At 32.8% G+C, this 4633-nt stretch carries 5 protein-coding genes; all 5 read right to left on the reverse strand.

Annotated features, from left to right (window positions below; translation table 11 throughout):
- Window positions 1-323 precede the first annotated feature (323 nt).
- The 5 genes from ACTHOQ_RS18670 to ACTHOQ_RS18690 all read right to left on the reverse strand — a co-directional run bounded on the left by ACTHOQ_RS18670 (window position 324) and on the right by ACTHOQ_RS18690 (window position 3735).
- On the reverse strand, window positions 324-746 hold the full coding sequence (locus tag ACTHOQ_RS18670; RefSeq protein ID WP_440497686.1) for a DUF3021 family protein: 423 nt from the start codon (window positions 744-746) through the stop codon (window positions 324-326).
- A complete protein-coding gene (locus ACTHOQ_RS18675; protein WP_440497688.1) occupies window positions 747-1193 on the reverse strand; it encodes a LytR/AlgR family response regulator transcription factor in 447 nt (148 codons plus the stop codon).
- Between the two features lie 886 nt (window positions 1194-2079).
- Window positions 2080-2733: a YesK family protein gene (locus tag ACTHOQ_RS18680; protein WP_440497693.1), complete on the reverse strand. Its 654-nt coding sequence runs from the start codon at window positions 2731-2733 to the stop codon at window positions 2080-2082.
- A 17-nt stretch (window positions 2734-2750) separates the two neighbouring features.
- Complete coding sequence (locus tag ACTHOQ_RS18685; RefSeq protein WP_440497690.1) at window positions 2751-3239, reverse strand: hypothetical protein; 489 nt, start codon at window positions 3237-3239, stop codon at window positions 2751-2753.
- A gap of 4 nt (window positions 3240-3243) precedes the next feature.
- Window positions 3244-3735 carry an RNA polymerase sigma factor gene (locus ACTHOQ_RS18690; RefSeq protein ID WP_440497691.1) on the reverse strand — a complete coding sequence of 164 codons (492 nt, stop codon included), beginning with the start codon at window positions 3733-3735 and terminating at the stop codon, window positions 3244-3246.
- Window positions 3736-4633 lie beyond the last annotated feature (898 nt).

Below are 4633 nucleotides of genomic sequence, written 5' to 3' on the forward strand. Positions count from 1 at the left end.
GCTGATATCTATTGTTTGCTTCATTTAAGAAGCTTGTTTCATTAACGTTGCTTGTTCAGTTTTCAAGGTTCATTGCGTCGTCTCAAATGACAACTTTTATATCTTATCACCCTTAAAGTGTTATGTCAACAATTTATTTGAATGTTTTTTAAAGTTAAGTTGCCGTCGTTGTGACTTCTAATAATATATCACGATATTATTCATAATGCAATAGTTTTTTTATTCTTTTTCAGAAATTTAGTATTTCTATAATTGTTCAATATAAAACAAATTATAAAAGACCTCTTACCGCTTATATTTAGAGGTCCTAATTTATATATACTTTATTTTTTACGAGCTGCAAGAGCGCTATTAATCTTTTTCGCATCATTGACAAGGATATAATAATTCGCAAACAATATTACAATAAAAATAGCAGTAGTAAGAATAAAATAAGTTAATAAAGCATTCCATGACATATCAACTATCCTTACCCATACGCTAACAACCATTATTGATATTATCGTTGTACCGTAATGGAGAAATAATTTTATCTTTTTAGGGAATTTTGATGCGTAAATATATGACCCTAACCCTCCTGCAACGACACCGACTATAAAAATACCAAATACAATCATATCATATTGCTGATCTATACTATTAAAAACCTCTTCCCCCTGTTTCCAGAATTGAATACATAAAGAAAGCATAAAAATCATACAACCTATAGCAAATGACAAAAACGTAGAGGAAATTGCGTTTCTCAATTACTTTACACCTAACCTTTCTTTAAATAGCTTCCGATAATTGCGACTAATAATATCTTCAAGGTCATTGTCAAGTAATACTTCCATTGTCCCATTAAAAGAAGCTTTAACGGATTTTATACAATCCATATTAATAAGGGAACCTTTAGATATACGGATAAATTGCTCTCCCAGTGTATTTTCTAAATATTGTAGAGTCTCCCTCACTTCATACCAGCTTCCATCTTCCATATATACAATTACATTGCCTAATTCAGTCCTTATCAATTGAATTTTGTTTTGCTCCAGTAAGATTAGTTTCTTTCCTTGATAGACCGGGATCTTTGAAGAAAACTCTTCATTTTCTAGCAAGTTTTTAGCCATTTCAATTCTGGCAGTTATTTTATTCGTGCTTATTCTTGCTATTGGTTCGCTGAATTCTGGCTTCACAACAACCTCAACCTTCATTTGTTCACCTCCTGTAAAAAGTATAACAAATGAAAAAATCAAAAAAATGCATCTTACCCTTTAAATACTGCAGGTTAGTTGCAAAGCCCCTTTCTTTAAATATTTATCTGACTAATATTCATCATTAAATCTACTTCTATTTACTTATCTGTTGTGCATTTGGCTTCTTGAGGTAATTATCCCTTTTTCATGAAAGTGAAATTTCACTCATAGTAGCTGCTAGTCCGTCCCTTTATCCTTGAATAGTTAATATAAAAAAGCACTGCAGTTAATACACTTTTTCAAGAATCTTAACTACAGTTGCTATATTAAAACAAAAGTGTTGGTTAACCAAATTCACCTAGTATTAAATTGGTGTAATTCACTATTAAAATCGAGTATTTCCTTGAGGCCAATGTGCCATTCGATTGGCAGAGCAGCACAAAGAAACTGGCGTGTAAACCCTGCGAAGGACAGGCATTTGCAGTTCTTTTTGTTTTCGTCTTCCGTGTGTAGAAGCTTCAGTACTTCCAGATGACTGGAATAGAGGGGCGACTTCTGCGGGAACAGTACGAGCGCAACCGGACTAAGCGAAGTGAGAGAGAATGCTGGAGCCGTACCTGCGAAACGCGTCCGCCGCAATGGAAATCAACAGCATCGAAGAAAAAGAGAGTACAGGAACGAATTTTTGTTCCTGTACTCTCTCACTTATGCTTAAGGGACTTTTTCAGTTCCCTCGGGTAAATACTAAATTCAATTTACCTAAGCCACCTAATGAAATAACGGTATCTAACTTTTAGAGGTCACTTCGGTAACTATTTCCGGTTTTTTATTTATTAAATAATAACATATTATAATCTTTAACAGCTTTTCCTTATACCACGATTCTATTTTACATTGGATAACTTTAATCTCTTGGACTACCTATCAGTTCAAAAGTCACGCCCTCCGTTGTTTGTACTTTCAATGGTTCGTTTATTTCTTTTAAACCTATTTGTATAAAAGGAACTTGATCATCATCCCCTCCATCTACAAGCCTTAGAATGATTTCTGTAGGTCCCCATTTATTTACATTTTTAATTTCGATCTCTTTTCCAAGGTATTTTTCCCCTAATAGTAAAGTAATTGCTTTGCTTCCCTCGGAGATAGTGGAAATTCGGTAACCTTCTGTTTCAACAGGAGCAGCACTTGCCTGTTCAATAATCCAATAGCCATCTTGTGAAATTATGGATATCCCGATTGTTGCAAAAAATATAATAGGTAAAAGCAATAAACTGATTTTATCTCTTTTATTAAGATGTTGCGATGTAATCTTCGGGATTAATAAGGGTAAAAGTAATGTCCCCACAATACTAACAACTAGAAAGCCTACTGCTAAAAATAAGTAACCCATTCCTTCGAATCCTCCAACGAGAAATAGGCTGTATGCCACAATCATTCCCGAAAACAAAAAGGTAATGACCGGTGCTAAATAATATTTGCCACTCTTTTTTGAAGCAATAAATACAAACGCAAAAAATAAAACACCTAAAAACAATCCACCCAACATGATTAAATACATCAATTTAACACCTCCATTTATAAAAATAACTGCAGCACTTTTTCTAAAAATAAAATAATTACTAAATCAATCACTAACGATATCCAAACCCATTTTTTATTAAAGAAAGTAAACGTAAATACAAGTAGAAATATGGCAGCTGGTATGTAAAATAGAAATATCCCAGATCTGAAATACTCTAGCAATAATTTAACAGACTCTACACCATAATATTTAAAGCTGGAGTAAACAATATAAAATAAAATTAACGCTCTTACAGTAATGAGTAATAACTTTAATCCATTATTAAACTGCACTAATTTTTTTAAAGGCTTTAACTCCACATCTTCTGAGTATTCTTGCTTTGGCATACTTGAATTAAAGTTCTCTGTACTATCATATAATTTTTTGCAATCTTCACAGTAAGTGATATGTTCTAAAACAACCTGTCGCGGCTCATCATCCAGATCATTGATTATGGGAATCAACTCTAGAGATAAAAGATGTATTTTTTTGAAAGAATCCATAGAATTACCTCACTTTAATCATTCTTTTTCTCATTCTGAACACTATCGATTTTATTGTCGATACGGGTATATTTAAAAGATCACTAATTTCATTATAGTCATAACCATAATATTCTTTTGCAATAATAATTGCTTTCTCAGTAGTGGATAGCTTGCCTAAGATTGTTTCCAATTCGTTGTTTATTGTTGCACTTACTTCTGGCGTATAATTATCAACCAACAACGTTTCAATAATGTTCTCATTTTGAAACAACTCAGGTTTCTTCTTTTTATAATAATCTAGCAGTGTGTTTTTAACCCCTGTTATTAACCAACTCCTCATATATTTAACTTCTGTAACTACTGAAGGTGAAACTAAGATTTTTGTAAAAAAATCCTGAATAATATCATCAGCGATTACGTCACTTTTGGTTAGACCTATTAAAAAGTTTCTTAAATACGCATAATGCTCATTGTATATTTCTTCAATCAGAACTAATGGATTCATTTTAGACATTTTTTAATCTCCCTGAATCATTTTCCCTTCACAAGTGAGACGAGTATGTAACTTCCAAAGTTGCTCTTATTTCCTATATTTCGCCATAATAATTCAATAACCGGATTTATCCAATGCTCACTTAACATAGCTCACTTTGAATTTAAGTATTTCCTTGAAGCCAATGCGTCATTGCACAAAGACGCTGGCGTGTAAACCCAGTGAAGGACAGGCGTTTGCAGTTGCTTTTGTTTTGGCCTTCCGGGCTCCCCACGTTCCTCATATTTATTTTGTGTATGATGCATTTTAATAAATACATCCTGTACAATATTCTCTGCTGCTTAGCGATCCTTCATATAGTAATAAGCTAATCGAATCAGTGTATAGAATCTTTTTTTTCTTGAATAGTATCAATAATATGCTTCCCACCTGTACTCATTAAACGATTCTCACCACACGATAATTTGGATTTTAATATATTTACTTAGCTTTAAGATTGGGATACAGTTGCAGCGATAAAAAAGTGTTCCATCCAATGAGCTCCTATAAAAAATATTGATTACTCTATAAGCAATTAATTAAATTTATCCTTTTATAAGCTACATTTCAGTATGTTCGTCTTTATAAGTAAAAGCGCTCAGAATTGCTAGTCAACATATGTGAGCGCTATTTAATTTGAGTCAACTATTCAATTTTTTTGTAAATTCATTAAAGGCTCTAAATTTTCCTCAAAGCTTGAATAATCCCCAAACAGCATACTTTATATGCTTTCATAGTCTTCTTTTAAGCATAAGCTCACTACTAGTTAAAGCTTTATCTTACTGCGCCCAGCTTAAGTGGCAAATTTCCTTACAATACAAAAAAACCACTGATTTCTCAGTGGTTTTACTTTCGCGAAGCGACGTCCTACTCTCACAGG

It is taken from the genome of Solibacillus silvestris (genome assembly GCF_051967575.1).
In the GTDB taxonomy this organism is placed as follows: domain Bacteria; phylum Bacillota; class Bacilli; order Bacillales_A; family Planococcaceae; genus Solibacillus; species Solibacillus silvestris_B.